Annotated in this window: 28 protein-coding genes; 6 read left to right on the top strand and 22 right to left on the bottom strand. The window is 46.7% G+C overall.

The features are described from left to right. Positions 1-8 precede the first annotated feature (8 nt). The 10 genes from spoIIAB to HF638_RS21720 form a co-directional block, all read right to left on the bottom strand. Positions 9-464, bottom strand: coding sequence for an anti-sigma F factor (gene spoIIAB / locus HF638_RS21765; protein WP_036672324.1), 456 nt, complete (start codon positions 462-464; stop codon positions 9-11). Continuing rightward, positions 461-814 carry an anti-sigma F factor antagonist gene (gene spoIIAA, locus HF638_RS21760; protein ID WP_017687636.1) on the bottom strand — a complete coding sequence of 118 codons (354 nt, stop codon included), beginning with the start codon at positions 812-814 and terminating at the stop codon, positions 461-463. Before spoIIAA ends, spoIIAB begins: the two co-directional genes overlap by 4 nt. A 144-nt stretch (positions 815-958) precedes the next feature. Beyond that, positions 959-2,080, bottom strand: a complete 1,122-nt coding sequence (locus HF638_RS21755; RefSeq protein ID WP_248278229.1) for a D-alanyl-D-alanine carboxypeptidase family protein — start codon at positions 2,078-2,080, stop codon at positions 959-961. 302 nt (positions 2,081-2,382) lie between these two features. Continuing rightward, positions 2,383-3,207: a purine-nucleoside phosphorylase gene (locus HF638_RS21750; RefSeq protein WP_169482032.1), complete on the bottom strand. Its 825-nt coding sequence runs from the start codon at positions 3,205-3,207 to the stop codon at positions 2,383-2,385. A 129-nt stretch (positions 3,208-3,336) separates the two neighbouring features. Beyond that, positions 3,337-4,227, bottom strand: coding sequence for a tyrosine recombinase (locus HF638_RS21745; protein WP_169482031.1), 891 nt, complete (start codon positions 4,225-4,227; stop codon positions 3,337-3,339). Positions 4,228-4,303: 76 nt separating this feature from the next. Continuing rightward, positions 4,304-4,546, bottom strand: coding sequence for a DUF4227 family protein (locus tag HF638_RS21740; RefSeq protein ID WP_017687632.1), 243 nt, complete (start codon positions 4,544-4,546; stop codon positions 4,304-4,306). 158 nt (positions 4,547-4,704) lie between these two features. Continuing rightward, positions 4,705-5,172, bottom strand: a complete 468-nt coding sequence (gene fur, locus HF638_RS21735) for a ferric iron uptake transcriptional regulator (RefSeq protein WP_036607866.1) — start codon at positions 5,170-5,172, stop codon at positions 4,705-4,707. A 107-nt stretch (positions 5,173-5,279) separates the two neighbouring features. Further along, on the bottom strand, positions 5,280-5,909 hold the full coding sequence (spoIIM, locus tag HF638_RS21730) for a stage II sporulation protein M (RefSeq protein ID WP_169482030.1): 630 nt from the start codon (positions 5,907-5,909) through the stop codon (positions 5,280-5,282). A 161-nt stretch (positions 5,910-6,070) separates the two neighbouring features. Continuing rightward, positions 6,071-7,291 carry an endonuclease Q family protein gene (locus HF638_RS21725; protein WP_169482029.1) on the bottom strand — a complete coding sequence of 407 codons (1,221 nt, stop codon included), beginning with the start codon at positions 7,289-7,291 and terminating at the stop codon, positions 6,071-6,073. 2 nt (positions 7,292-7,293) lie between these two features. After that, positions 7,294-7,887 (bottom strand): NUDIX domain-containing protein, encoded by a 594-nt coding sequence (locus HF638_RS21720; RefSeq protein ID WP_169482028.1) that lies wholly within the window; start codon positions 7,885-7,887, stop codon positions 7,294-7,296. 347 nt (positions 7,888-8,234) lie between these two features. Here HF638_RS21720 and HF638_RS21715 point away from each other — a divergent pair, with 347 nt between their 5' ends. Beyond that, positions 8,235-8,369 (top strand): Z-ring formation inhibitor MciZ, encoded by a 135-nt coding sequence (locus tag HF638_RS21715; protein WP_017687626.1) that lies wholly within the window; start codon positions 8,235-8,237, stop codon positions 8,367-8,369. 106 nt (positions 8,370-8,475) lie between these two features. On the opposite strand, the gene HF638_RS21710 is transcribed toward HF638_RS21715, so the two are convergent. Then, positions 8,476-9,609 (bottom strand): M20/M25/M40 family metallo-hydrolase, encoded by a 1,134-nt coding sequence (locus HF638_RS21710; protein WP_169482027.1) that lies wholly within the window; start codon positions 9,607-9,609, stop codon positions 8,476-8,478. 82 nt (positions 9,610-9,691) lie between these two features. On the opposite strand from HF638_RS21710, the gene prli42 reads away from it, so the two are divergent. Next, positions 9,692-9,793, top strand: coding sequence for a stressosome-associated protein Prli42 (gene prli42 / locus HF638_RS21705; RefSeq protein WP_017687624.1), 102 nt, complete (start codon positions 9,692-9,694; stop codon positions 9,791-9,793). 26 nt (positions 9,794-9,819) lie between these two features. Here the strand turns inward: prli42 and lipB are convergent, their stop codons facing one another. From lipB to lpdA, 5 genes are all read right to left on the bottom strand, one after another. Then, complete coding sequence (lipB, locus tag HF638_RS21700; protein WP_169482090.1) at positions 9,820-10,527, bottom strand: lipoyl(octanoyl) transferase LipB; 708 nt, start codon at positions 10,525-10,527, stop codon at positions 9,820-9,822. Positions 10,528-10,643: 116 nt separating this feature from the next. Then, positions 10,644-12,089, bottom strand: coding sequence for a dihydrolipoamide acetyltransferase family protein (locus HF638_RS21695; RefSeq protein WP_169482026.1), 1,446 nt, complete (start codon positions 12,087-12,089; stop codon positions 10,644-10,646). A gap of 38 nt (positions 12,090-12,127) precedes the next feature. Continuing rightward, on the bottom strand, positions 12,128-13,114 hold the full coding sequence (locus HF638_RS21690) for an alpha-ketoacid dehydrogenase subunit beta (RefSeq protein ID WP_017687621.1): 987 nt from the start codon (positions 13,112-13,114) through the stop codon (positions 12,128-12,130). A 2-nt stretch (positions 13,115-13,116) separates the two neighbouring features. Then, a complete protein-coding gene (locus HF638_RS21685) occupies positions 13,117-14,145 on the bottom strand; it encodes a thiamine pyrophosphate-dependent dehydrogenase E1 component subunit alpha (protein WP_169482025.1) in 1,029 nt (342 codons plus the stop codon). Positions 14,146-14,284: 139 nt separating this feature from the next. Next, positions 14,285-15,709, bottom strand: a complete 1,425-nt coding sequence (lpdA, locus tag HF638_RS21680; RefSeq protein ID WP_169482024.1) for a dihydrolipoyl dehydrogenase — start codon at positions 15,707-15,709, stop codon at positions 14,285-14,287. Positions 15,710-15,948: 239 nt separating this feature from the next. Between lpdA and HF638_RS21675 the strand changes: the two genes are divergently transcribed. Both HF638_RS21675 and HF638_RS21670 read left to right on the top strand, forming a co-directional pair. Further along, positions 15,949-16,260: a DUF2627 domain-containing protein gene (locus HF638_RS21675; protein WP_169482023.1), complete on the top strand. Its 312-nt coding sequence runs from the start codon at positions 15,949-15,951 to the stop codon at positions 16,258-16,260. Positions 16,261-16,323: 63 nt separating this feature from the next. Continuing rightward, on the top strand, positions 16,324-16,671 hold the full coding sequence (locus HF638_RS21670) for a potassium channel family protein (RefSeq protein ID WP_062835249.1): 348 nt from the start codon (positions 16,324-16,326) through the stop codon (positions 16,669-16,671). A gap of 8 nt (positions 16,672-16,679) precedes the next feature. Here HF638_RS21670 and HF638_RS21665 read toward each other — a convergent pair whose 3' ends face one another. Further along, positions 16,680-16,892, bottom strand: coding sequence for a hypothetical protein (locus HF638_RS21665; protein ID WP_169482022.1), 213 nt, complete (start codon positions 16,890-16,892; stop codon positions 16,680-16,682). Positions 16,893-17,068: 176 nt separating this feature from the next. Here HF638_RS21665 and HF638_RS21660 point away from each other — a divergent pair, with 176 nt between their 5' ends. Further along, positions 17,069-17,668: a thymidine kinase gene (locus HF638_RS21660; RefSeq protein WP_169482021.1), complete on the top strand. Its 600-nt coding sequence runs from the start codon at positions 17,069-17,071 to the stop codon at positions 17,666-17,668. 118 nt (positions 17,669-17,786) lie between these two features. On the opposite strand, the gene HF638_RS21655 is transcribed toward HF638_RS21660, so the two are convergent. The 5 genes from HF638_RS21655 to HF638_RS21635 form a co-directional block, all read right to left on the bottom strand. Then, entirely contained in the window at positions 17,787-18,263 is a 477-nt protein-coding gene (locus HF638_RS21655; RefSeq protein WP_017687614.1) for a hypothetical protein, read from the bottom strand. Between the two features lie 536 nt (positions 18,264-18,799). After that, entirely contained in the window at positions 18,800-19,450 is a 651-nt protein-coding gene (locus HF638_RS21650; RefSeq protein WP_169482020.1) for a hypothetical protein, read from the bottom strand. Between the two features lie 395 nt (positions 19,451-19,845). Continuing rightward, positions 19,846-20,883: an NAD(P)/FAD-dependent oxidoreductase gene (locus tag HF638_RS21645; RefSeq protein ID WP_169482019.1), complete on the bottom strand. Its 1,038-nt coding sequence runs from the start codon at positions 20,881-20,883 to the stop codon at positions 19,846-19,848. 159 nt (positions 20,884-21,042) lie between these two features. Next, positions 21,043-23,019: an AraC family transcriptional regulator gene (locus HF638_RS21640; protein WP_169482018.1), complete on the bottom strand. Its 1,977-nt coding sequence runs from the start codon at positions 23,017-23,019 to the stop codon at positions 21,043-21,045. A 189-nt stretch (positions 23,020-23,208) separates the two neighbouring features. Continuing rightward, positions 23,209-25,083 carry an AraC family transcriptional regulator gene (locus HF638_RS21635; protein WP_169482017.1) on the bottom strand — a complete coding sequence of 625 codons (1,875 nt, stop codon included), beginning with the start codon at positions 25,081-25,083 and terminating at the stop codon, positions 23,209-23,211. Between the two features lie 294 nt (positions 25,084-25,377). Between HF638_RS21635 and HF638_RS21630 the strand changes: the two genes are divergently transcribed. Beyond that, positions 25,378-26,190, top strand: a complete 813-nt coding sequence (locus tag HF638_RS21630; RefSeq protein WP_169482016.1) for a FlxA-like family protein — start codon at positions 25,378-25,380, stop codon at positions 26,188-26,190. Positions 26,191-26,330: the final 140 nt, after the last annotated feature.

The raw sequence follows: 26,330 nt of genomic DNA, 5'->3' as shown, positions 1-26,330 counted from the left end.
ACCAACCCCTAATTATACAATGCTTTCTTGGATTCAATCCTTTTCTTCATCTTGATGGAGGTGCCTCTGCCGGGCTCACTGCTGACTTCGAATTCATCCATAAAGTTTTCCATAATGGTGAAGCCCATGCCCGACCGCTCAAGTTCGGGTTTGGACGTATATAGCGGCTGCTTGGCCAGTTCAAGATCTTCGATTCCTTCACCACGGTCTTCCACAATAATCGTAATCATGTCTTCCCGAATCTCGGCCTGGATGGACACAACACCTTCGGAGTTATTGTTGTATCCGTGGATGATACTGTTGGTCACGGCTTCCGAAATGACCGTCTTCAGGTCACTTAGCTCGTCCATCGTTGGATCAAGCTGGGAGATAAACGCAGCAACGGTTACCCGTGCAAACGATTCATTCTCTGACTTGGCCGCGAATTGCAGATTCATGAAATTTGTCCCTGTTCCTTCATTCATGAGACGACCTCCAGACCTGAGAGAGCTGTTCCCTCGTTTTCGTATATCGGCATAATCTTGAACAAACCCGACATTTCCAGCAAACGGTACACTGGCGAATTGACGTCACATACTACCATCTTGCCGCCTTTATTCTTAATGAGCTTGTATCTTCCCAAAATGACACCCAGACCTGAACTGTCCATAAATTGCAGATCTTTCAGGCTGAGTACGAGATGCTCGCTTTGTCTCCGCTGGATGGCTTCATCCATCTGCATCCGTACCATGTCAGCTGTATGGTGATCCAGCTCCCCGGATAATCGTACAATCAGAATCCCGCGATGGTGTTCCATTTCCACATGCAAGTTCACGTTTGCTCACTCTCCTCCCTGTCTTAGAACAAGGATTTCTACGTTTCCGAAGGCTTTTCCTGCCCCCCGACAAAACTAGAAGAAAACCCCTATTTAACTACAAAATATGTTCGAAGGATGCGTGCAACTCGCGGAAATCGCCGTTTAGTCAAACAGGTTGGACGTCGTCCGCTTGAACAGCTTCCACCATCCAGCCTTATTCACATCCTGCGGAGCCTGAATGTCGAACTCCTTAATCACGTCATTGCCTTGGTACACCACAAGTTTACCTATACTTTGCCCGGCTTTGATCGGAGCTTTCAATTCTTTGGCGACCAGTAATTCATGCCGGATGTCGTTGGATTTGACTCCTTTGCGCATCAGCACACTATAATTTTGCATGGCATTCAGAGGCAATTCAGCAACTTCCCCTTTTTCGATTCTCAGACTGCCCAGCAGATCCCCTGCCTTGTATAGAGCCTTCATCGTATATTGACTAAAAGCATAGTCAAACATCGAAGACACCTCACTGTTCCGTGTTTTGGTATTGGGTTCACCGAGTACCACGGAAACGACACGCAGTCCATCCTTGGACGCTGTAGCGGACAGACAGAATTTCGCTTCGGACGTATATCCTGTTTTCAAACCGTCTGCCCCTTCATAAAAACGAACCAACTTGTTCGTATTAACCAGCCAGAATGGTTTTTCCGTATCTTTGCGAAGGTAATCCTGATATGCACCGGTGTACTTCGTAATCCCGGAATGCTTCAGCAGTTCACGGCTCATGACGGCAATGTCATGGGCGGAAGAATAATGATTATCGACCGGAAGGCCGTTACAGTTGGCAAAATGAGTATCCTTCATGCCAAGCTCCTTCGCACGCTCATTCATCAGCTGTACAAAGGCTTCTTCCGAGCCAGCGATCTTCTCAGCCATAGCTACCGAGGCATCATTGCCCGAAGCCATCGCGATGCCTTTTAACATGTCATCGACCGTCATTTCTTCCCCGGGCTCCAGGAAGATCTGCGAACCGCCCATGGAAGCTGCGTATTCGCTCGTTCTTACCTTGTCCGTCAGCTTCAGCTTGCCCGAGTCGATCGCTTCGATCGTGAGCAGCATCGTCATAATCTTTGTAATGCTCGCCGGAGGCAGCTGATCATGACTATTTTTCTCATAAATAACCGTTCCCGTATCTGCATCCATTAAAATCGCAGACCGCGCCGACGGGGCTAGATCCGTTCCTCCCGCTGCCTTCGGTGTTTCTTCAGCCAATGCCGTTGATGCCATAAGGGACAGCAGGATACAAAGGGTCATGAACGATGCCATTATTCTTTTCTTCACAAGGTTACCTCCTCAAATGACTTGCTTACTGCATGTTCCATGCATGTACTGCTAATCATTGTCGGCCCGTTTCCAGTAAATTATTCCATGTAAAGCATGATTTCCCGAACTTTTATTGAAAATGTGGTCATAGCCAAAAAAAACGCACTGCACTCAAGGAATGAGTAACCGTACGTTCAACACAACAAAAAAAAGTTACCCCGATGATTTCTCATCCAAAGAGGTAACCTTATCTACTCAATTCTTAATTACATTTGAGGAATAACTGCCAATACCAGCGCCAGGAACGACTCACGAACACGTTCCGTCGTTTCCATCACTTCATCATGTGACAGAGGCTGGTCCAGAATTCCGGCAGCCATGTTGCTGATACAGGAAATACCGAGCACTTCCAGGCCTGCATGGCGTGCCACAATCACTTCAGATACAGTGGACATGCCCACTGCGTCTGCGCCCAATGTACGCAGCATTCTGATCTCTGCCGGTGTCTCATAGTTCGGACCGAGCATACCTGCGTATACCCCTTCACGTACGTTAAAACCTTGTGATGCAGCCGTATCCTTCGCCAGCGCACGCAAACGGCGGCTATATGCTTCCGACAGATCAGGGAAACGCACGCCCAGTGCAGCGTCATTTGGTCCGATCAGTGGATTTTTGCCTGTAAGATTCAAGTGATCCGAGATCAGCATCAAGTCTCCAGCTTCATATGACGTATTCACGCCACCTGCAGCATTCGTTACAAGCAGGCTACCTACACCCATTTCTTTCATAACACGTACCGGGAAGGCTGTCAGTTCCGGACCATATCCTTCGTACATGTGGAAGCGTCCTTTCATCATCACCACTGGACGACCTTTAATGGTTCCGACCAATAGCTCACCTTCATGTCCTTCTACTGTGGACACTGGAAAATGCGGAATATCCTGATAAGCAATACTTACGCCATCTTCAATCAGTTCTGCCAGTACGCCCAAACCCGAACCCAAAATCAAACCGACTTCCGGCTTGATGGAGCTTTTGCTTTGAATATAAGATGCTGCTTCCGAAATCATTTGTTGGTTTAGTGCTGTCATGCGATGTATGTTCCTCCTTGAGTTGAAACGATCCGTCTTATGTATAACGGCGTTTAGATGTATTCAATTTATTTTATCCTAAATCGGCCCGATGTTCCGCATTTATTTGTGAATGCCATGCGTCAAAATCTATCTTGCCCTCGGATGATGGGTTTCATAGATTTCTTTCATGGTTTTGCGACCATGATTGCCATATTGTTGTCCCGGCTGCTCCACATGGCCCAGCATGTCCTGTACCGCACGTGTGTCTGCCCCATTGGCAATCAGGTGTGCTGCGAACGAATGACGTAGCGTATGCGGCGTAATTTCTTCCGAGATCCCCGCATCCACCGCCGCTTTTTTGAGCAGCTTCCAGAAGCCTTGCCGGGTTAAACGCCTGCCAGACACATTCACGAACAGTGCCTGCTCGTCCGAATCGGTTTTGAGCAACTGATTGCGGAATTCCTCCACATATACACTTGCCCAATGTGCGGCTGGCGCACCGATGGGAAGAATGCGTTCCTTGCCTGCCCCGCCGCATCGTATAAATCGCATGCCAGGCTGTACATCCCGAATGTCGAGCGCAATCAGTTCCGATACCCGAATGCCTGTAGCATACAATAGCTCAAGCATCGCTCGATCTCTCACACCCTGCGGTGAACGAATATCAGGCGCTGTCAGCAGCTGTTCGATCTCAGGAATGGTTAACACCTGTGGAGGCGTCTTATCCGCCTTGGGGGCTTCCACATCGAACGTAGGGTCCTGTATAATATCACCCCGCCGCATCAAAAAATGAAAGTAGGAGCGCAGAGATACGATGCTGCGGGCAATGGTTGCGTTTGCACGTCCTGCCTGTTTGAGTTGCCCTGTAAACAGGACGACATGCGTGCGTCTGACCTGATCGGCTTCACGTATGCCATATTCCTTATCTGCAAATTCAATGAACTTGTCCACGTCTCGGAGATATGATTCAAGTGTGCTGCTTGACATCCCTTTATCATCTTCCAAGTATAAGGCATAGGCGTGTATCGTCTGTTTCATGTACAACGCTCCTCAACTGACAGACCTGCCGCATTGGGCAGACTGCTCCCGTATTTGCATCCCTGGCTGTTCGAAGCTACTCCCCGTACCAATAGAACAGACGGAGACGCTCTGCCATCGTAGGACGTCCTTCCCCATTACCCGGCCAATCCGTTTCCTGAAATACTTTGATCGCATTTCCAGTTGGCATCTGATACTGATCCACAGGTGAGATCCAGCCATTAAACAGATCCAGAACATGATAGAACAGATAAACTAATGCGGCAAAAAATATAATAAATCGAATAAAACGGAGCCCTCTCCGTACTGATATAATCATGGGCGTGTCCCCCTCCTGATTCGAATCCGGTATTGTCCTTGAATCAGGGTATGTCCATAAACACAGGTTTATGCCATTCAGGGTAAACTCCAGATCACTCCGGTGCCAAAAAAGCTCTCCCGTCAAAACCGCCGGTGAGAGCTTGAAGATATGCTATGTTATTCTTCATCTTTGGGTTTCTGTTCATTTTTAGCTTTGCAACGATAACAAATTCCATGAAAGTCCAGTCGGTGATCTACTACCGAAAAGTTAAATTCCCGCTCCAAACGCTCTTCAAGCGGTCCAAGCCAGTCTTCACGTATTTCATCCATACTTCCGCATTGAACACAGATTAAGTGATGATGGTGATGCTTGGATGTATCTCCGCGCAGATCATAACGCGCTACACCGTCGCCGAAGTTGATTTTCTCTACAACATGCAGCTCACTCAGCAGTTCGAGGGTACGGTACACGGTTGCCAGACCGATTTCGGGAGCCTTTTCTTTAACGAGCATGAATACATCTTCTGCGCTCAGATGATCTTCTTCATTCTCAAGAAGTACTCTTAAGGTGGCTTCCCGCTGGGGCGTTAATTTATATCCTTGGGACTGTAGTTGCTGCTTAATTTTATCAATCCGTGCTTCCATTTTCTCCCTCCCCCTAGGAAATCACTGCACACTGCAACTTAACCCACTCTTTTCATTATAGGGGGAGTGCGTAATTAAAGTCAACATTTTACACTATACGGTGCACGTTAGGCCGGTAGTAGCATTGGTGTGACCCAGCGCATCATCGCAGGTGTAACCCATGTTTCAAAAGACGCCACGCCAAGCAGCAGTGCAGCCATGACCAAAGTTAACACTATATATGAAGCAAACGGCCTTTGTCGACCCGGTGTTCGTTGCATCAAAACACGATTACGAATGATGTATAACGAGAACGTCATGGCCGCCACACTGCAGATCAGCAGGATCGGAATGACGAACAAATTATGCGGTGCCACGGACACCAGTGCAAAAAGCAGCCCTTTCCAGGAATACTGCCCAACAAGGTACCCCACTGTGAATCCAATGAGCACACCTTTCAGAAAATCCAGAACCAGTATGCCGGGCAGTCCGACGACGGATAAACCCAGAATAAAGATCAGACCTACCCATTTCAGATGAAGCATGGCAATGTCCCAATATGCCCCGGTATCAGTCACTTGTGCGCTGTGCTGCACTGTCATAAAGAAATTGCCGAGATAACCCTCCAGATCCTGACGTTGCTCAAGTGACAATGCATTGACCATGAGTGCGCCAAAAATGACGCCGACCAGAAACAAGACAGCCACGAATACATATAACGAAGTCTGACCTTTAAATGTAAAGTAGGAAGAGCGCATACAGGTACGAGTCCCCTTTCCGGTTATCATGCTGCAAGGATTCTCAGTTACATCCTCATAGTCATTCTTATGAACCGGAACGCACCTGTATGACTTCTTGTCCAGATTGGCTCTACGTGAAGCGAAGCTATATGAGTTGAACCTAGGAGTATTTACACGGGTCACTCCGAAGCTCTTTCCTGAACAGTAACCTTTCCGTACGTGCCGCCACCTCCGGAGGACAGCTCCAGTTGTCCGTTCCGTGCAGCCACAATCAGGCCTGCCAGCACAGGTCCAACAACCGTAGCAAGCTCTTCCTCACGCGTGCGATGAAGTACGTTCATTTCTGTACCAAAATGGTCCAGTAGCTGGCGCAGTTTGGCTTTGCCAAGTCCCGGAATGAACTCCAGTGGCACCTGATAATGATAGGCTGGTCTGTTTGCAGGAACATGAGGACTCTCTCGATCAGAGATCGCCAGAATGCGATCCAGCACCCCCTGCACCAGCTTCAGACTGCCACAGTGAGGACAGCGCTCTGCTGACAGCGCTTGCTCATCCATAATGCTGCCACATGCTGCACAGTAAGTACGGTGATATTTGCCCAGCCGTGGATTCAGTCCATAATTGGCGGCAATGCTTCTGCCTGCTTCTCCTTGAAGTGCCATACGGAACTCATCAAAAGAAGGCGAAGCCACTTGCAGTTCATTATACTCCCGTCCAATCTTACCGAGAGAGTGGGCATCCGAATTGGTCAGAAACGGAACATGATCCAATTCCTGAATATAACTGGCCATCGATGAATCAGAGCTTAAGCCCAGCTCGACCGCATCCACAAGACGGGTATCCAGTACATCGCCCATACGGGGCGCCGTACTGCCATAGATGCCTTTATGCGGTGTAAACACATGTGCAGGCACAATGAGTCCACCACGGGCCTTAATCTCGGCCTGCATCTCAAGAGCGGGCACGTATACCCGCTGAGAACTGAGGTTTACATTTTTCATATAACGTTTCATCCAGTCCGTGAAGGACTTCATCGTTTTCAGATCACGAAAGTACGCCAGCATATGAAATTCACGTGTTCCAGGCTCGCGCAGCTCAATCTCTGTACCCAGCAGAATGGTGGTGTCCTGGTAGGCAATGCCGCCTCCCTCAATCTCGGACATCGTCCCACTCTCCAGCAATTGCTCAATATCCATCTGCACAACCGGAGAATGACAATCAATAACACCAAGCAAATGAATTCCTTTACGTTCCGAAGCTTCCCGGGCAATATTCTCAAATGTCAGATCCCGACTGCCGCTGATTTTAACGGCCTCGCCGCGAGACGTTCGTCCGATGTGAATATGCAGGTCTGTATAACAGGGATCCCACAAGGCGGACGTTGCCAGTTGATCTTGCATCCTTAGAACCGTCCTGTCGTTCTGTAGAGATCCCACGCGTACACGGCCATCATCGTTTTGGCATCACTAATCCGGTTCTCGTCCATGAGCGCATAGGCTTCCTCCAGAGTTATTTCGGCAACTTCAAGGAATTCATCTTCGTCCAGCGCCATGTCCCCTGCTTCCAACTCTTCGGCGATGTAAAGATGAATGATCTCATCTGCGAACCCTGGTGAGGTGTAGAACGAACGCAAATGACGTAGCGACTTGGCTACATATCCTGTCTCTTCTCGCAATTCACGTGCTGCAGCAACCTCTGGCTCTTCACCCGGGTCCAGTTTCCCCGCAGGAATCTCTACTTCGGTGCGTCCCATTGCCTGACGATACTGATCTACAACAAGCATGCGATCCCCGTTTAGCGCAAGTACAGCTACAGCACCCGGATGCCGGATAATCTCACGTGTAGCCGTTTGGCCGTTTGGTAGCTTAACCGTATCGACCTGTAGTGAAATCACTTTTCCCTCGAAGATCGGCTTGGTGGATACGGTCACTTCATCCAGCTTCGGATTGGCAGCTTGCGCCGCATGAATGGATTGGGCAGATTGGTTTGGTTTCATTCGTTCTTCAACTCCATATCGTAGGATTATATATAAATGGACTAAGAATATTTACACTAACCACTCCAATGACAGAACAACCCTTCGATCGCTGTTATCCCCAGATTTTTTTGATTTCTTTAACTAATAGATAAAATTTGGTGATAGCTTATGCTTACGATGCAGCTTTCTTTCAGAAAGCTTTTAGGCGAACGCTCCGCTTCTCTTGGTTATTTCTGTCCTCTCCGTTCTTGTGTAAAGGATTAGCTCAATTTATATATTGGTGAATGTATAATTTTCTGATTTTGGGCATATGGTGAGCTTATAGAACTCTCACAGCAAATATAAACGAATCAGGGGGACTTTTAATGAACAGTTATATGACGCCTCAATCCGTACACGTGGTAGGACAAGCCCGGCAAGTACAGCTCATACTTAAACAATGGTTGCGCGAGTGGGGCCCAGATGCCAAGTTAATCGATCTGCTCGCAGGACGTAAATAAACGAATCTTCTCCCATGAAATATAACATGAATTCACAAAAAGTCCGAATCCACAGACCGGGTTCGGACTTTTGTCTAACAACATGTGAGGTAACACGTGCTCTATATTATTTCTTGTCTGCTGCCGTTTCCTGAATAATAGCCACAACCACCTGAGACAACTTCACAATGTCTTCGGCACGAATGCGCTCTTTGGTTGTATGAATATCCTCATACCCTACCGCCAGATTCACTGTCGGAATATCGAATCCGTTAAAGATGTTGGCATCACTGCCACCACCAGAGGCAAACGTACTTGTCTCCAGCCCCAGACTGCGAATGGCACGCTGCGCAAGTTGTACAACCTCATGTTCATCATGGAAACCAAATGCAGGATACAGGATCTCGCTTCTGAATTCAGCCGTTGCACCGTATTTGCGGCATGTCGTTTCCAACGCTTCACGCATCTGTGCAACCTGCAATTCCACTTTCTCCTGCACAATACTGCGGGCTTCCGCCTCAATCTGTACAAAGTCACATACCACGTTGAGTGCTGATCCACCCTGGAATTTGCCAATGTTCGCGGTTGTCTCATCATCAATTCGTCCAAGCTTCATGGCTGCAATGGCTTTCGCTGCAACCTGTATGGCGCTGATCCCGTCTTCCGGGTTCACGCCCGCATGTGCGGACTTCCCATAGATGCTCATTTGAATTTCAGCTCTGGCCGGTGCAGCTACACAGATCGTGCCTACAGCACCATTGGAGTCAAGTGCATAACCAAACTCAGCATCGATATCCTTCGGATTCATGGCGCGCGCGCCTACCAGACCAGACTCTTCACCGACTGTAATAACCAATTGAATTTTGCCATGCGGAATGTTGTTTTCCTGGACCACACGAATCGCTTCGAACAACGCCGCAATCCCAGCCTTGTCATCTGCTCCAAGGATCGTTGTTCCATCACTGCGAATCCAGCCATCTTCACCCAGTTCAGGCTTAATTCCCTGTCCCGGCGTTACGGTGTCCATATGACATGTGAAAAAGATCGGTGCAACCCCTTCTGTTCCTTCGGCTTCCCAGGTAATGACGAGGTTTCCGGCGCCATGTCCGGTTTGCTCCATGGTGTCGTCCTCATAGACATGAAGACCAAGCTCTGCAAACTGTTCTTTTAACACCTTCGAGATGTTCTGTTCGTTTTTCGTTTCACTATTAATCTGCACCAGTTCCATGAACTGATCGATAACACGTTGTTGTTTAATCATAGGACTTTCCTCCCTCTCGTGGATACGGTACAATACAATTACTATGGCTTGTTTACTTTTTGTTGAAAGGAGTTCTCTCATCATGCAAAAAAAGAAATGGTTCAAAATCATCATCTATCTCATGCTGATCGCCATGATCGGGTCCACCCTTTTCATAGCTCTCGAACCGTTACTGTTCGGATAGCAACCTGAAGCCTTTCGATGGTCTGTTTACAGACGTTGAAGGGCTTCTTTTTCGGTGACCCAATTGATTTGATATGGAAAAATGCGATTAAAGTACGGAACAATCTCGCGCGCTACCTGTTCCACTGCATAGGACTTACCCGTTATATCCTCCAGTGAGGTAACGCCATACTGCTCAATTCCACAAGGAACGATCCCCTGAAAACCAGCATGTTGAATGCCTGAGGTGATGTTAAAAGCAAATCCGTGACTGGTCACGAAACCGCGGCGGTGTTTACACCGATTAAATTTGATGCCGATCGCAGCAATCTTCATATCGCCAACCCACACACCGGTGTAACCCTCTTTGCGTCCGGCTTCAATGCCCTGGTCTGATAGATAATCCATAAGCACTTGCTCAAGTTTACGTAAATATGCGTGTAGATCCAAGTCTTCATCCCGACCAAGAACCAATAACGGGTAGCCTACCAACTGGCCCGGACCATGATAAGTAATATCACCGCCACGGTCAATTTGAAACAAAGAGATCCCTTGCTCGCGCAACTCTTCCGGACTGAGAAGCAGATGCTCCGGATGATTTTGTGAGCCCATCGTATACGTTGGCGGGTGCTGTAAAAGCAGCATCTGCTCCGCTCCCTCGCCCTCGTCCAATCGCTGTACAATCGCTTTCTGGCGGTTCCAAGCCACTTCATAATCAAGCATCGGTATGTATGCAACATCCAGCGGCTTGCTCATGATTTCCCCACACCCTTCTGCTTCATGTTCAATGTAAAATTGAGCACATGTCCGTAGACAGCCGGAAAAGTGCACGGCCTGCGGCACATACACTTTCCCGTCCTTCATCTATTTACTTAATACACCTTGGTTTCCATGGTGTATCCTTCCAGGTTTTCTTTGACACGTTGCAAGAAACGTCCGCTGATTACGCCATCCAGGATTCGATGATCCAGCGACAGACACAGATTAGCCATCGAACGAACGGCGATCATATCATTAATAACCACTGGTTTCTTGACAATCGACTCGAATGTAAGAATCGCTGCCTGTGGATAGTTAATGATTGGCTGGGACAGGATCGATCCGAATGAACCCGTGTTGTTCACTGTGAACGTACCACCCTGCATATGGTCCAGCTTCAATGTACCCTCGCGCGTTTTGCGAGCCAGCTCATCCACTTCACGAGCCAGACCTGCGATATTACGCTGATCGGCATGTTTGATTACCGGTGTCAGTACGGAATCTTCGGTCCCTACCGCCATGGACAAGTTAATGTCCCGTTTAACGATAATTTTATCGACTGCCCATACCGAGTTCATAATCGGGAAGTCTTTAATCGCGTTAACGACTCCCTTCATCATGAAGGAAAGGTATGTCAGATTGATGCCTTCCTTACGCTTGAACTCATCCTTGAGTTTATTGCGCAGCATCACGAGATTTGTTACGTCTACTTCGATCATCGTCCATGCATGCGGGATTTCCGATACGCTCTGACGCATGTTTCGAGCAATGGCATTACGCACAGGGGTAACATCGATGAAATACTCCGATCTTCCCTGGCCGCCACCTTCCACTTCGATCTGTGGAATTTTCGGACTTTCGGTCAGATGAATGCCAGAATGTCTCACAGGAACACCCGCATCGGATGCTGAGATCGCTTCTCCCGCGGTTAAACCCATTTCACCATTTCCACGATTCACTCCGCTGAATGGAGAAGCAGACGGCACGCCAGAAGGCGCATGCTGTACAGCTGCAGATGATGCTTGCGCAGACGACCCAGCCGCGTTACCTCCTTGTGCAACAAATGTTAGCACATCTTTGCGGGTAATCCGGCCACCGGCACCGGTGCCTTGGATGCTTTGCAAGTTCAAGCCATGCTCAGCTGCCAAGGATTGCACTGCCGGGGAATACCGATTTCGCATCGGCTGGTTGGGGTCATGTGCTGCTGTATTTGAGGCGGCAACAGGAGAGTGGCTCGCATGTTGCTGCACTTGCTCCTGTTGCTGCGATACTTGTGTTACTTGCTCAGCCGCTTCTTCGTTGGAAGCTGCGACCTGCATGCGGCAGATTGCTTCACCAACAGCAATCGTTGTGCCCTCTTCCACCAAAAGGTCACCCATAATTCCATCCACAGTGGATGGAATCTCAGCATTGACTTTATCGGTAATTACTTCACAGATCGGCTCGTACTGTTCCACACGGTCGCCCGGTTTTTTCAACCATTTGCCTATGGTAGCCGAGACCAGCGATTCCGCCAATTGCGGCATAATGACCTCGATCCATTTCATACGTTCAGCCATTTGATTATCACTCCAAACTTTACTTTTAAAAAACGAAATTAAAACTCGGCCAGTGTACGCATTGCTGCTTTGGCTTTGTCCTTGCTCAGCATGTAGAATTTCTCCAATGTTGGGCTAATTGGCATGGCCGGCACGTCAGGTCCGCAAAGACGCTGAATCGGTGCATCCAGTTCAAACAGACATTCCTCACTAATAATAGCGGCAACTTCGGCACCTACACCACCCGTTTTGTTATCTTCGTGTACGATCAGCACTTTGCCTGTCAGACGAGCGGAAGCAATAATCGCTTCACGATCCAACGGTTGCAATGTGCGCAGATCGAGAACATGTGCTGTAATGCCTTCTTCACGCTCCAGCTCCTCCGCAGCCTGCATGACAAAATGCAGCGGCTGACTGTAACCGATCACCGTAATATCCGCACCCTCACGAAGTACGTTGGCTTTACCAATCGGAACGATGTAATCATCTTCAGGCACATCTTCCTTGATAAGTTTGTAGCATTTTTTATTTTCAAAAAAGAGTACCGGGTCCGGGTCACGAATAGCGGCCTTGAGCAGTCCCTTGGCATCGTATGCCGAGTAGGGAGCTATAATTTTTAGACCAGGTGTACCAAAGAAGATCGATTCCGGACATTGGGAGTGATACAACCCACCGAAGATCCCGCCACCAATCGGCGCACGGATAACAATCGGACAGCTCCAGTCATTGTTGGAACGATAGCGGATCTTGGCCGCTTCACTAATGATCTGGTTTGTTGCTGGCAGCATAAAGTCCGAATATTGCATTTCGGCAATCGGCTTCATGCCATACATCGCTGCACCAATGGCAACACCTGCAATAGCGGATTCAGACAATGGTGTGTCCATCACTCGCATTTCGCCAAACTGATCTTGCAACCCTTTGGTTGTGGTAAACACACCACCTTTGAGACCTACGTCTTCACCAAGGATAAAAACATTCTCATCCCGTTCCATCTCTTCTTTCATCGCGAGACGGATTGCATCAATATATTCCATCACTGCCATCCTTACCGTCCCCCTTCTTCGCTGTCCGCATAAACGTGCGTCAGAGTGTCCTCAGGTTTCGGATATGGCGCGTTGTCTGCATATTCAGTTGCTTCTTTCATTTCCAGCGCAAGCTGGGAAGCCAGATCCGCATCCCGGGCTTCATCCCAGATGCCACAATCGATCAAATAGTTTTTCATGCGAGGAACGCCATCTTTCTTCCAGTTCTCCTCCACTTCCTCTTTGGTCCGGTAAGCCAGATCATTGTCGGAGGTGGAATGAGGAGACAACCGATACATCATCGCTTCAATCAGTGTCGGGCCTTCTCCGGCAATAGCACGGCGACGTGCTTCCTTCACTGCAGCGTATACTTCCAATGCATCGTTACCATCTACACGCAGTCCGGGGAACCCGTATCCTTGTGCTCGATCGGATATTTTGCCGCTCAGCTGTTTGTGAATCGGTACCGAAATTGCATACTGATTGTTCTCACACATAATAATGACAGGTAATTTGTGCACACCTGCAAAATTGGCTCCTTCGTGGAAGTCCCCCTGATTGCTGGATCCTTCACCAAACGTAACAAAAGAAACAAATTCTTGCTTCTTCATTTTGGCAGCCAGCGCAAAACCAACAGCGTGTGGAACTTGTGTTGTTACCGGGCTGGAACCCGTCACAATCCGCAGCTTTTTGTGACCGAAGTGACCCGGCATTTGCCGACCGCCACTATTCGGATCTTCTGCCTTCGCAAATGCAGACAACATCAACTCACGCGGAGTCATGCCTACTGCCAGTACAAAACCGTAATCGCGGTAATAAGGTAAATAATAATCGTGATCCCGATCCAGACCAAAAGCGGCGCCTACTTGCGCAGCTTCCTGTCCTACACCGGATACGTGAAAGTTAATTTTGCCGGCACGCTGCAAGAGTAAGCAACGCTCATCAAACTTGCGTGCGAGCAGCATGTATTTGTACATATCCAATACTTCACCATCGCTAAGTCCCAGCTGTTGATGCCTGTGGACCGCGTCTGCAGTACCTTTTGAACTCATATGAGGTACCTCCTTTTAATCAGAGCCTGTGCCATTCTTACCACCCGATCTTATAACCTGGTACTAAGACTTGGCTTAACCTTATTATAATCCCTTTTGCCCAAAAAAGGAAAGGACCTTTCTCATAAGCCTGTTTGACTTATATTCCAATGGCCTTTCCATCGACCGCCAGCATGGCTTCACCCATGATTTCCGACAGAGAAGGGTGTGGATGGATGGTTTGTCCGACTTCCCAAGGTGTGGCATCCAGCATCTGAGCCAATGAGGCTTCAGCGATCAATTCCGTCACATGGGTTCCAATCATATGTACCCCCAATATATCATTCGTCTTGGCATCTGCGATTACCTTCACGAATCCATCACGACTTCCATGAATGAGTGATTTGCCAATGGCCGAGAATGGGAACTTGCCTGTTTTGAGTTCATAGCCACGTTCTTTGGCTTCACGCTCGGTGAATCCGATGCTGGCTGCTTCCGGACGTGTATACACACAGCGCGGGATGCGATGAGATTCTACGGCATGTACCGTTTCCCCCGCCAGATGATCGACAGCGAGAATGCCTTCATGACTGGCGGCATGTGCAAGCTGTAGACCGCCGATGCAGTCGCCAATGGCGTAGATGTGACCTTCGCCGGTTTGTAACTGTTTGTTCACAGCGATGAAGCCGCGTTCCAGTTTGATATCTGTATTTTCCAGTCCGATATTTTCGACATTGGCCTGGCGTCCAACCGATACGAGCATTTTCTCCGCTCTCAGCGTTTCCTGCTTATCGTCACCAAGCTGCACATCAATCTGGATGCCCTCTTGATCTGTGCTATATGTTTCCGTTAGAACAGTGGCACCTGTCAGGAAACGAACACCTCGTTTGCCGAGCAATCGCTGCATTTCTCTGGCAACATCCTCATCCTCGGCAGGCAACACGTGAGCAGCTGCTTCTACTACTGTGATGTCTACGCCAAAGTCATTCAGCATGGATGCCCACTCCAGTCCAATCACACCCCCACCGACAATGATGAGTGATGCAGGAAGCTCATCCATACGCAGGGCTTCGTCACTGCTCATAATGAACTTGCCGTCCGGTTCCAGGCCCGGCAGCACACGTGGACGTGAACCGGTAGCAATAATCAGATTGGTTGGCACAACCGTATCCATCTCGCCATCTTCGAACTCTACAGCGACTGCTCCGCTCTGTGGGGAGAAGATGGATGGTCCGATGACGCGACCTTTCGCGTGTACAACCTGGATTTTATTTTTTTTCATCAAATATTGAACGCCCTGATGGAGCTGTTCGACAATTGCATCCTTTCGCGCCTGTACTTTGGGAAATACAAGGGTGGCTCCAGCTGTCTCGATACCATACGTCTCGCTCTCCTGGATCTCGGCGTATACTTCCGCGCTTTTCAGCAGAGCCTTACTCGGAATACAGCCACGATGCAGACAGGTTCCGCCAAGCTTATCCTTCTCAATAATAACGACCTGTTTCCCCAGCTGTGCAGCCCGGATCGCGGCTACATATCCACCGGTCCCTCCTCCAAGTATTGCAACATCACATGTAATTGGCATCTCTCATGCTCTCCTCTATGAATCAAATTTCAATATGATTTATTAAAATGATGATGGCTTGAATCATGGTTTGGCTTATACCCTCTATCTACCATTGTACTCTCCTTGAGCGGTCAACTCAAAGTTTGAGCCAATCACACATGGACAGCCTATGCATTCCAAGCTATGATGGAATCAGGTATGATCTGTAAGCGTAACCTTTATTTAATGTCGACTTTGGCAGAAAGGGTATATTGCTCATGAATACAAGATTAGTCTTTGCCCGATTTTTGGCGATTGTTGTTCTGGTCATTCCCGGTTTAATGGCAATGAAGGGTTTTCTGATGATGAAAGATGCCCTGTTCCTATATTATGCCGAGCACGGGAACGAACTGATCTCACCAGGTTTCCAGTGGCTTTCCTTTGCTGGTGGACTTGTCCTTTTTGCGGCAGGTATGAGTTTTCTGGGAGGCTGGATCCTGTTCCGTGACCGCAAGCGTAATTATGTAGGTCCCCGTTTCCGGTCCAAAAGTGTATCCGAAAAAGCAGAGACGCCCGGAAGGACTCCATGAGTCCGGGCTTTTTGTGTGTTTATACAACATACCTACAACTTTACATAGACAGGATGGATCATCATGGTATCATTTCTAATCACGTTACAGCGATTGCTCAAAGGCATTTTTCATGCGTTCAAAGACCCCAAGTTTCTGGCTCTGTTCGCGTTAACCGCAGCAACGTTGCTGTCAGGCACTTTGTTTTACACTCGTGTTGAAGGTCTGCACTGGATCGATGCGTTATACTTCTGTGCGGTTACTTTGACTACAGTGGGACATCCTGATTTTGTGCCATCCACCGGATTCAGCAAAGCCTTTACCGTGATCTACATGTTTGCAGGCATTGGTCTCACCTTTGCCATGATTGCCAGAATTACAGCAGGTATTCTATTCCCTCGCAAATTAAAGACAGAAGAGGACCCGGAGTAACCCCCGGGTCATTCGTATAAAGCATCCCGCAGTTTGGTAGACATACGTGATTCTTTGGAAGAAGACTTCAAAATCGTTCTGCGTAACGTCAGGTTACTTGCCTGAAGTCGCTCCGCTTCTGCGAACAGTTCTGCAAATAAGGCCTGAGCCGTTTCATCCAGAGACACCTGCTCTTTCAAGCTTTCATACCGCTCTTGAAGTGATGTTAATGCTTCACTCATCTTAAACACCTCTTTTCCATAACTCCTATTAACAGCTGCCGGAACCAATAACTTAACAATCCATATAGTAACACAAAGCTGTACAGATTAGTTCTGGCTCTTTCCAAAGATTTTGTGGTACTCTGTAAAGGTCGCTTTTTTTGTTGAATCCCGTATGTGAGAGGAGTAGCAGCACCGTGCAAACAGGACGTATTACCGTAATTACTGGGCCCATGTTCAGTGAAAAATCCGGTGAACTCATTCGCCGTTGTCAGAAATTAATACAATTTGGCCGTAAAAAGGTTGTGGCCTACAAACCAGCCGAGGATGATCGATTTGCCCAGGACGAGATCGTGAGCCGAATTGGTTATCGATTACATGCTCACTCTATTCCCCGGCAATTAACCCCGGAATCCGTAGAAATGATCCTGAACCAAACTATAGATGCTGATGTTGTTGCATTTGATGAAGTACAATTTTTCAGCAGTGCCATTATGGAACTCGTATCGGAGCTAGCCTATTGTGGCAAACATGTTATTGTGGATGGACTTAATATGGATTACCGTGGTAAGGAATTCGGATATGTCGGCGGTTTGCTCGCCATGGCAGATGACATTGAGAAACTCTCGGCTTTCTGTGCCGTATGTGGTAGCCCGGATGCTGCCTTTACGCAACGTATCGTCAATGGGGAACCCGTTACCTTGGGTCCGGTTGTTATGATTGGCGATTCAGAAGCTTACGAGCCACGCTGTCGTTGCTGCTTCATTCCTCCTCACAAAGTTGAATGCTCATCATAATTTCTAAGAGATCTCTGAGATCCTCGAAAAAGCCCTTTCGGGCTTTTTTTGTTTGTTGTAATGAACAATTACAAAAAAAAGCACCGCTTTGCAGCGATGCTTCCAGGCTCACTTCCCGCTAGTCCCGGGAAACAAAATATTTGTTGGTCATGTAGTAAGCGTCACCACGCGACGTTTCCACCATTCCTTTTTTAGCATCCAAAAATACAATCTCTTTACACTTTGTGCAGTACCATTTCGTGCGCTTATATGGAGATTCCGTCACGTAAGCCGTGCCGCATTTACAATCAATCTTCATTAATAACTCGGTTGATTTATAAGCACTGGACAGGCGCTCCAGGTTATCCTGCTGCTGTGTAGGCATAATGGTCTGCTGATAATCCGATAAATGATTCTGAACCTTGAAATCTGCTACCAATCCTGCATTCAATCCAAAAAACTCCTTGCCGATTTCGGTCACGAAGCGCTTCTCATTTCTGTAGCAATCCAGCCACTCAATAATCTGCTTATTAGACAGTGGAACCGTACCCTTGATACCGCTGTTTAAGGTGTAGGTCATGATGTATAAAGTATCGTCTTGTCTACCTGAGTACATTAGAATCCTCCTTCGAATACATTTGCTAATGTACTACAAAAACGCGCATAAATCAAAGCAATGTTATTTCCTGAGCGCATCTCTTCTTATTAAATGGGGAACATTCCTCGTTCATCCGCCAAAGTCTTACAGGAACTGCATACACCTGAAACATTTCCCTGTGGAGCCGCATAATGCACAACCGATTTAACATTTTTCTTGCATATGGAACAGTAGTGCCTCCTTTCCTTTTTTGGGGTGTAGTCCGATAGCTTCACTACGTTTTTGTTCAGTCGGAATCGGCGTAAGAAGCCCGGCCATTTCATCTCGCTTCACTCTTTCTTGTTCGCCTACTTTTGTAGTCGTTTTTTTACTCTGGGCTAAAAATCATCGCGCCTTTTTTTATGTATACGATTCCAAGTTGTGCATGCCTATCTCATAATCTATTCGACGTTTTGAGCGTTTTTCCTGTTTTTAATCTCTACACATATAAAAAAAAACCGACATAACCTGCTTTTCTTACTTTCGGAAGAACAGCATTTTAGTCGGTTAGAGCCTTATTTATAAAAAGTTCCCAGAACGTCCAGCTCTGGTGAGCGCTCAATTCGAAAAGGATAAATATATCCCTGATTCATTCGGGTAAACTTGCGGCTCCACAGGTCCAGTCCCGATGTGAACTGATAGGCCTGATATATAAACTTGGAGCAGTAATTGCGCTCAATACTGCGCAGATTGGTCTGCAAACGGTAGAATTTGACCTGCTTGTAGTGTTCCTGTACCCACCCAGCAGCCTTCATGCCGGCCTCATTCAGTCTGGAACGGAATACAATGAAACGATCTCCTTCATAGAAACGTGTGAGATACCAATCTAATGAGTCAGCAAATACAGGCCCATAAGGGTGCACATGATATACTTTGCCATCGAGTCCAATAATGCCCATATGTCCGGCGTAATAGGTGGATTCCGAGCTTGGTGTGTACACGATATCCCCTGGCTCCAACTTCATCTCGCCCAATGCGTTGATAGGCAAATCCTGTTGTAACCGTTTGGCTGCTGAACGTTCACGCCGCCCTTCAACCAACAAGCGATGAAGCGCACCGGCAAGTGCGAGATACATTTCGGACCATTTGATCTTTTTCTTATCAGGTCGTTTGAACCACCGCTGGATGAAGGTGAAACCTTGTTGTGGTTGTGAACCCTTTTTCATACGCTGCACTCTACTCTCATCTATTTATTGTATCTATATAAGTTGAATTAGAGTTTATTTACACTGACACTACGATGACAGAACAATCTTCCAATCCCTGTTATCCCCAGATTTTTTCGATTCCCTTTTTCTTAAGGGAAAATCCGGTGATAAAGGCGACCGCTTCGCTTTTTCAGATTTTTTCTGTCCTCTCCGTTATCGTGTAAATGATTATTTCAACTTATATAGTGTCATTCTACAGTTTCTCAGCCTTATTATAGACATTTGGTGATTCATGTTCAATTCTAAGCGTGTTCTATCTTGTGCCAATTATGCCTTCTTAGTACCCATTTTATGCAAAAAAGATGACTTCGGAATGAACCCGAAGTCATCTTAATATAACCGATCGCAGACCTTTATTCTTCTACAACACCAAGTGCTTTATTTTTCTCCTTAAAGCGACTGTTATGGGAAGAAACATAAGCCACTTTCTCCGCTTCAGGGTCCATGTAAAGCTTCGCACTGTTTACCGCTAGGGCTGCATCCGTGAAAGTACCCGCAATCAGGTACAGCTTGCTACCATAATCTACAAAATCGCCTGCGCCAAATACGCCAGGAATATTCGTTTGCAATCTATCCGTCGTAGTCACATGCCATTCACCAAGATCAAGTCCCCAATCACGGATTGGACCAAAATCACTCTTCATGCCATGGTTTACGATGACAGCATCCACTTCAAGCAGTTCAGTTTCACCTGTGTCCACGTGTGAAATGGTCACCTGCTCAATCACATCGCCGCTCAAACTATGCAGTGTCTCTACCGCATAAGGTGTCCGGATATCTACAGAGGATTCTCTCATGCGCAGTACATTACGCTCCAGCCCGCCAAAGCGGTCACGACGATGCACAACCGTAACTTTCTCTGCCAGTGCTTCCAGTTCATTCGCCCAGTCTACAGCAGAGTCGCCTCCACCTGAGATCAGCACCCGCTTACCACGGAATGGCTCGAGTTCCTGCACCGTATAGTGCAGATTGCTCACCTCATAACGATCTGCACCTTCAAGCTCCAGCTTGGCCATTTTATATATACCATAACCGATTGCCAAAATGACAGTACGTGTCCAGTGTTGTTCACCTGTTGCAGAAGTTAACAGAATCGTGCCATCAGGTTGACGTTCGAATCCTTCGATCTGTTGTTCAAATACAAGCGTTGGCTCGAAAGTTCGTGCCTGTTCTTCCAATTGTTTGATCAGATCTTCACATAGAATTGGCGTCACACCTCCAACATCCCAGATCATTTTCTCCGGATAAAAGAGCATGCGACCGCCCAATCTGTCACGTGCCTCAATCAACTTGGTCTTCATATCCCGCATGCCGCTATAAAAGGCAGAGTACATGCCCGCTGGGCCACCGCCGATAATGGTTACATCATAAAGTTCCAACTGCTGATTCATATTAAAAATACCTCCGTTAATTCGATCCAGAACATCGAGTATTTGATATCGATTCTCATTATCACTTAAATCCTAGTTTAATGGTAATCTTATCAAATTACAATGGCTAAAAAACAAACATTTCTTGTACAAAACTTCTATCAACAAGTTCGCTCTTCACTATTGTGCTCTTGGAGCCGCCAACAGCTTTTCCACGACAAAATCAAGTTGTTTATTGATTGAATAAATATCCGAATAATAGAAGAAATCAAAATCAATCTCAATCAGACGACCTTCTTTGATCGCAGGGATACTGCTCCATATTGGATTATCCGTCAAGTTATCTGCTCCTTCATACACCGAGCGAAACACATAGTCCCCGATATATTCAGGAAGTACTTCCATGGAGATGTTGGAGCCTGCTGCGTCCGAAACCACATCAATTTTCTTCTGTACGACTTCAGGTGCTTTCATTCCCAAGTACTCATATACCGCCTGAGATCCCCGGCCAAATTGCTTGCTCTCTACAATGACCATACCTTTCAAACCGCCCTCCACAATAGAGATAGTTTTGTCCAGTATGCCTGCATCTGCAAGAGTCTTCTTACTTTCTTCAACTTTGGTGTTGAGATTATTGATTAACGTCTCAGCTTCCTGCTCTTTTCCAAAAATACTCGCTATACTATGGAGTCTTTCTTCTGTAGACAATTTTTCATACGGAATATATACCGTAGGTGCAATATCTTTTAATAACGTATACGTCTCTTCTGAAGGAACGATAATCAGATCCGGATCAAGATCAATAACAGCTTCAGGATTCGGTTCAAACCAAGTACCCAGTGCATTTACACCTTCAAGCTCACTCTTGTATGCAGCCCCGTCATATACATCTGAGGTAGCGATTGGCTTAACTCCAAGTGCGACGACATCCCCCTGGAGATACAATACAACAACCCGTTTGGGATTGGCTGGAACAACCACGTCACCCTTAACCGTTGAGACTGTGCGTGTTTCATTGTCTTTGTTCGTCTGGCTTCCCGTGTCCGATGACACTGCCGTACTGCTGTTATTGGAACTGGCACCCGTTCCTTCGCCAGCTGCTGGTGTTGTTGTTGCTGTACCTGAAGAGCAGGCTGCGAGGAGCATCGTTATGCTCAATAATGCAACCATGATCATACTGGAACTTGTTTTTCTTCTTTTCATTGATGTAGACCCTCCGTCTATATATTGATAATGATTCTCATAATCAATATATCCCGACTTCCATCTCCGGCCAATGGACGATTCAGAGATTTGCAATGGACGATCCTCTCTTCGCGACTCTTCTCTCATCTTTCGTTGGTATAGAATCGGAGAGATCCCTACATGTTTTTTGAATATACGACTAAAATAATACACATCCGAATAACCCACTTCTGCTGAAATTTCACTCAGCGTTGCATCCGATCGCAAAAGGAGATTGCGAGCCTTGGCGATTCGGGTCTGAATTAAATAATCAATCGGACTGTAACCCGTCTGTCGTTTGAATTGCATGGATAAATGCCGGGAGCTATAGTTGAATTGTTCAGCCAGGAAATCAAGTGTGACCTGTTCCCTGTAATGGTTCTGTATGTAACGAAGGGTTTGTTTCACCGGATCAGCAAGTTCTGTTTTGATCTCCTGCTCTGCGAGCTGAACCATTATTTCATGAATGAATTGGTAAAATAAACTTTTCGTATGAAGCAGATCCAAACTGCCAGACTGTGCCCATGCATCCTCAAGCTCATCAAGGTAACGTAACAATCCAAGTGGACTACTTGGCGTAAATCCATATTGCAAAGAGAACGGTGCAACCTCTGGCTGTGCCAATAACCACTTTTTGCGATAACTAGGAAAGGCAAGGAATGCTCTGTAATACAGCAGAATATATTCAAAATCTTCGTTGGTTTGAATATCCAGTGAAGATCCTTTCGCCCCATGAAGCATGTAAAATCGCTCTGCCTTGTATGTTTGTCCATCTAATTGAAGTTGAGCCGATCCTCGAATCGTATATATAAAACCATTTGCCGGAAGTGTATAGGCATCCAGTTGCGCTCCCGCCTCCATAACGATCCGGCGTATATCCAGAACCTTAACAGCGGCATGATTCCAGCATTTCATCTGTTCGTCTAATTGCATTGAATACTCTCCAATCCCAGCCTCACCCGGAACAAAGACCTTACAAGGTCATCATTCTGCCACACATCCGATAACATATGAATAGCAGAGGTTCACTAATATATCTCTCATTATAGATGATAATAATTTTCATTATCAACTGTAATTTAGACTGGAAATGGATTTCATCTTATCAAGCACATGTTATGCTTATTTTTGTCCAGATAACTTCGTAAACCACGCGGCCAATTCCTCGGTCTGATCCAATGTTGCAATCGGGTCAAAGTACCATGAACGATCCGGGCTCCAGATAAACACTCGATCATTCTTAACCGCATCCAGTGAGCTCCAGACCGGTTTGGATTTCAACTCTTCCAGGGTCAGATTATCTGCTGTTAGAATGATGTAGTCTCCGGCAAATTCAGGAATTGCTTCCGATGAAACTTCAACCAGTTGATCCTTCATTAAGATCTCTTTTTTATCTGCAGGAGGATTCAAACCAAGCGCGCTATAGACTGCCTGACCTCCCCGACCAAAATTATCACCAAAGGCCAACGGTCCTTTATCATAGAACTGCATGACCGACACCTCGGCTGCTGGATCAATCGCCTCACCAACGCGTTTCTTGGCATCCGCAATTCTTGCGTCATAATCTGCTAACCATGCCTCGGACTCTTTTTCTTTATTCAGCACTTCCCCAAAGTAGGCGATCTCTTCATGGGTGTTTTTCAATTCGCCATAAGGAACAACCAAGGTAGGCGCAATTTTGCTAAAGGAATCAAATAAATCAGGATTACCTGTTACAATGAGATCCGGTTCAAGTTCCAACACCTTTTCGAGAGAAATGGTTTCATATTCACCAATATTCTGCACACCCTCAAGTGATTCGATAAAATATGGATTCTTCAGGTTCATCTCCGGTGTACCCACAGGTTTAATCCCCAGGGCGATCAGACTTCCCAGATACAAGTCAACCACAATCCGTTTAGGTTCAGCAGGGATTGTAATATCTCCCTTCACCGTTGAAATTGTACGTGGTTCAGATGTTTTGGTTTGATTATCCGCTGTTACTGTGTTCGTTGAACTTGACGCACTTTTGCTTCCGGATGCATCTCCGCTCGAATTACTGGCAACACCTGTTGAGCAGGCACTTAGCAGTAACGTAAGACTTAGTAAAATACTAAGCAGCATTCCCGTTCTTGTCTGTCTGTTCATATTTATTGACCCTCCATGCTTATATTGATAATGATTATCACCATCACTATAAACATACCTTCCACTTCCGCCTCTGAAAATGTCATTTCGAGCCACACCTGATGTCAGATCAGGCCAATACAGAGGTGCTGAGGTCTTCTCTTTGAATTGCAAAGGAGAAAGACCTGTGTGTTTCTTGAACATACGTCCCAAATAATATCCATCAGGATAACCGATACCTGCTGCGATCTCATCCAACGTGGCGTCTGTCTGCAGCAACATCTCCTTGGCTTTGAACAAACGAAACTGAATCAGATAATCAATGGGACTGGTTCCGGTCGACTGCTTGAACTTTCGTGACAAACTCCTTGGGCTCAAGCCGATCATTTCTGCCAAAGCATGCAGCGTAAGCGGCTTGGTGTAGGAGGACTCTATAATTTCAATGACTTTGCTCACCTGATCCACAATACTCGGATAGCGATTGGATACACGAGGAATCTGTGATGATATCTGCTCCACAAAGGGATAGAACAAACTCTTGGCCTGAAAGTGCTGAATAGGATTCTTTTGATCCCACAAAAAGTGCATCTGCTTCAATTGCTCATATAGAATGGTTGGTGTATCGGGGCTAAACCCATAGTTCAACTGGAACGGATTAATACGCTCCATTAACCTTCCCAGATCATTTCTCCCGCCACTGGGCAGGTTCGCTTTGTACATCAAGTAATACATGCGTAATCCGGCCTCGCCGGCTTGAATAACCAACTTACTCCCTTTTCCCCCATGGAGAACATAAAAGCGGTCCACTTCATACGTTTTGTTGTCTATTGTGACTCCAGCCTCACCCTGAATGGTGAGTACAAATGTACTTGTCGGAAATTTGTATTTCATCTCCTCATATGCCCCAAATTCCATGTATCGGATATCTGTTATACTCACAGCAGCATAGTTCCAGAGGATATAATAATCATTCCACATTTTGCTAACCCATCTCCGTCTACATAGATTGTGTCTGAACTTCCACTCACTTATTGATAACCATTATCAATTATTATGATGAAGTACGCAATACAACCGACGTAAAATGAATCCATTGGGATGAAACAAGAGCTATTCAAATCCTTCTCTTAACATCCGATATATGTAAATAGAACCAAGATAAAGAGGAGAAGGAGGACAGAAGATATGAATTCAATCTCACCTGCAACCAAAAGCAGTTTCACTCCTGGGAATCAAGTCTCCAATCGGGATAAAGAAATCCAGAGACTCATGCAGCAGAAGGTTCGGCTCAATGAAGAAATGCAAGGCGTAAAATCCAATGACGAGTTGGATACCAAAACCAAAGCTCAGCGAATTAAATCCTTAACAAACTCCATATCCCAGATTGACAGTCAGATTGCGCAAATTAAATCTGAGGAATTGCAGGAAAAGAACAAATTAAGACAGCCCGAAAAGGCTCAACAGCAACAACCCAAACCAACCGACGAGACACAAGCCTCTTCACTGGATCACCTAATTAAACATAGTCAGACTTATGATCAATTAGGCAAGTTAGTCGGTTTGCGTGATCGTATGCAGGGCTCCATTCAGACCACTGAAGGAGAGACCAGATTCGACCGACTCGTTCTGGAGATCAATCCTCCGGGAAATGAACTCGACCTCGGCAAATCAATGATGCTGGAAAACTCAGAGCGCACCGTCTTTCAGGCAAAACGAGAGGTTGTTCAGGACATCCATTCCCAGCTGAGCAAGGTGGATCAGAAAATTGGAGATCTGATAAAAGAAATCCATCAGCCCGCACCTAAAGAAAAGGTACAACCTCCTAGCTCTGCAGCATCTGGGAAAGAAGATCAGGAAGTAAATGAGGGAAAGAAAACGGGAAGTAAGGAGAAGCCATCCGATGGCGGAACCACAGATCAGGAAGCAGGAAACGGCCCGCAAACTCCGGCTTCTGCATCTCCTGCTGCTTCATATCCATCCGTCGATATTCGAATCTAATTGCGCATTGATCAAACATAACTTTATGTATACATAATGAGGTTAAAGATTAAAGTGGCTCGTTCGCTACACAACCTTTGACTCGCATCCAATGATAGAACCGCTATTACAGGTGACTAACTCCTGATAAGTAGCGGTTT

This window comes from Paenibacillus sp. SZ31 (assembly GCF_012912005.1).
Classification (GTDB): domain Bacteria; phylum Bacillota; class Bacilli; order Paenibacillales; family Paenibacillaceae; genus Paenibacillus.
The sequence above is the reverse complement of the archived record's forward strand: the minus strand, read 5'-3'. Positions and strand labels throughout refer to the sequence as shown.

Coding starts and splice junctions, on each gene's coding strand:
- fur (WP_036607866.1), bottom strand. CDS start 5,172: ATGGAAGCACGGATTGATAAAATTAAGCAGCAACTACAGTCCCAAGGA.
- HF638_RS21750 (WP_169482032.1), bottom strand. CDS start 3,207: ATGACAGCACTAAACCAACAAATGATTTCGGAAGCAGCATCTTATATT.
- HF638_RS21710 (WP_169482027.1), bottom strand. CDS start 9,609: ATGATTAAACAACAACGTGTTATCGATCAGTTCATGGAACTGGTGCAG.
- HF638_RS21715 (WP_017687626.1), top strand. CDS start 8,235: ATGAACAGTTATATGACGCCTCAATCCGTACACGTGGTAGGACAAGCC.
- HF638_RS21630 (WP_169482016.1), top strand. CDS start 25,378: ATGAATTCAATCTCACCTGCAACCAAAAGCAGTTTCACTCCTGGGAAT.
- HF638_RS21675 (WP_169482023.1), top strand. CDS start 15,949: ATGAATACAAGATTAGTCTTTGCCCGATTTTTGGCGATTGTTGTTCTG.
- HF638_RS21740 (WP_017687632.1), bottom strand. CDS start 4,546: ATGATTATATCAGTACGGAGAGGGCTCCGTTTTATTCGATTTATTATA.
- HF638_RS21665 (WP_169482022.1), bottom strand. CDS start 16,892: ATGAGTGAAGCATTAACATCACTTCAAGAGCGGTATGAAAGCTTGAAA.
- HF638_RS21670 (WP_062835249.1), top strand. CDS start 16,324: ATGGTATCATTTCTAATCACGTTACAGCGATTGCTCAAAGGCATTTTT.
- HF638_RS21650 (WP_169482020.1), bottom strand. CDS start 19,450: ATGAAAAAGGGTTCACAACCACAACAAGGTTTCACCTTCATCCAGCGG.
- HF638_RS21655 (WP_017687614.1), bottom strand. CDS start 18,263: ATGTACTCAGGTAGACAAGACGATACTTTATACATCATGACCTACACC.
- HF638_RS21720 (WP_169482028.1), bottom strand. CDS start 7,887: ATGAAACCAAACCAATCTGCCCAATCCATTCATGCGGCGCAAGCTGCC.
- HF638_RS21745 (WP_169482031.1), bottom strand. CDS start 4,227: ATGAAACAGACGATACACGCCTATGCCTTATACTTGGAAGATGATAAA.
- lpdA (WP_169482024.1), bottom strand. CDS start 15,709: ATGCCAATTACATGTGATGTTGCAATACTTGGAGGAGGGACCGGTGGA.
- lipB (WP_169482090.1), bottom strand. CDS start 10,527: ATGAGCAAGCCGCTGGATGTTGCATACATACCGATGCTTGATTATGAA.
- HF638_RS21635 (WP_169482017.1), bottom strand. CDS start 25,083: ATGAAATACAAATTTCCGACAAGTACATTTGTACTCACCATTCAGGGT.
- HF638_RS21640 (WP_169482018.1), bottom strand. CDS start 23,019: ATGCAATTAGACGAACAGATGAAATGCTGGAATCATGCCGCTGTTAAG.
- prli42 (WP_017687624.1), top strand. CDS start 9,692: ATGCAAAAAAAGAAATGGTTCAAAATCATCATCTATCTCATGCTGATC.
- HF638_RS21690 (WP_017687621.1), bottom strand. CDS start 13,114: ATGGCAGTGATGGAATATATTGATGCAATCCGTCTCGCGATGAAAGAA.
- HF638_RS21725 (WP_169482029.1), bottom strand. CDS start 7,291: ATGCAAGATCAACTGGCAACGTCCGCCTTGTGGGATCCCTGTTATACA.
- HF638_RS21685 (WP_169482025.1), bottom strand. CDS start 14,145: ATGAGTTCAAAAGGTACTGCAGACGCGGTCCACAGGCATCAACAGCTG.
- HF638_RS21695 (WP_169482026.1), bottom strand. CDS start 12,089: ATGGCTGAACGTATGAAATGGATCGAGGTCATTATGCCGCAATTGGCG.
- HF638_RS21755 (WP_248278229.1), bottom strand. CDS start 2,080: ATGGCATCAACGGCATTGGCTGAAGAAACACCGAAGGCAGCGGGAGGA.
- spoIIAB (WP_036672324.1), bottom strand. CDS start 464: ATGAATGAAGGAACAGGGACAAATTTCATGAATCTGCAATTCGCGGCC.
- spoIIM (WP_169482030.1), bottom strand. CDS start 5,909: ATGCGCTCTTCCTACTTTACATTTAAAGGTCAGACTTCGTTATATGTA.
- HF638_RS21645 (WP_169482019.1), bottom strand. CDS start 20,883: ATGAATCAGCAGTTGGAACTTTATGATGTAACCATTATCGGCGGTGGC.